This window comes from Streptomyces sp. NPDC101166, assembly GCF_044768125.1.
Lineage (GTDB): Bacteria > Actinomycetota > Actinomycetes > Streptomycetales > Streptomycetaceae > Streptomyces.
This window is the reverse complement of record NZ_JBIWPF010000346.1, coordinates 1-1,054: the sequence shown is the minus strand read 5'-3', so window position 1 is coordinate 1,054 and position 1,054 is coordinate 1. Positions and strand designations below refer to the sequence as shown.

At 69.5% G+C, this 1,054-nt stretch carries 1 protein-coding gene; it reads left to right on the top strand.

What is annotated here, in order from left to right; genetic code table 11:
* Positions 1-112: 112 nt before the first annotated feature.
* Positions 113-901, top strand: coding sequence for an enoyl-CoA hydratase-related protein (locus ACIRS4_RS39005; protein ID WP_404205140.1), 789 nt, complete (start codon positions 113-115; stop codon positions 899-901).
* Positions 902-1,054: the final 153 nt, after the last annotated feature.

Genomic DNA, 1,054 nt, shown 5'->3' with positions numbered 1-1,054 from the left:
CGATGACTCCGGCTGTTGACAGTGCCGGACGAACGCTCCTAAGTTAACCACAATTCGCAAAGCCGAACACACAGCCTGCGGCCAGGCCGCATATATATCTGGGGAGCGCCCGATGACCACGAGCACGCCGGGGTACACCGCGATCAGGGACGGGCGCGTCCTGCGCATCACCATCACCAATCCCAAGCGCAAGAACGCGCTCAGCTACGACACCATGGAGGGCCTGGGCGACGCCGTGCTCGCGGCCTCCGCGGATCCGGCCGTGCGGGTCATCGTGCTGACCGGCGAGGGCGGCGACTTCTGCACCGGCGCCGATCTGTCCTCCGCCCCGGAGGAGAAGGCCCGCGGCATCACCCCCGAGATGACCATGGACGTGGCCAACCGGATGATCCGCGCCATCGTGGACGCGCCGATCCCGGTCATCGCCCGGGTCAAGGGCGCGGCCGCCGGGGTGGGCGTGGCCTTCGCGCTGGCCGCCGATCTCACCTATGCCGCCGAGGACTCCTACCTGCTGCTGGCCTTCATCAATATCGGCCTGATGCCCGACGGCGGGGCGGCGGCGCTGGTGGCGGCCGCGGCCGGACGTCCGCTGGCCGCCGAGATGGCGCTGCTGGGCGAGCGGCTCCCGGCCCGGAAGGCCCTGGAGCACAGCCTGATCGCGGGCGTGTACACCGACGAGGAACTGGACGCCAAGGTGGAGGCGGTGATCGCCAAGCTGGCGCACGGCCCGCGCCGGGCGCTGGAGCTCACCAAGCGCGCTCTCAACGCGGCGGCGCTGACCTCGCTGGAAGCCGCCCTGGACGCCGAGAAGTCCGGCCAGTGCGAACTGCTGGGCTCCGACGATTTCGCCGAGGGCGCGGCGGCCATGCTGCAGAAGCGCAAGGCCGTCTTCGCCGAATAGCGCCGGGCGTCAGCCCTTTCCGGTGGCCGTCAGGTAGATCAGCACCACGTTGAGCGTGGTGATGATGGCGGCCACCAGCCAGGCCAATCCGGTGGTGACGCGGTGATTGACGTTCTCCCCCATGAGTTCCGGGTCGCTGGTGAACCGGACCAG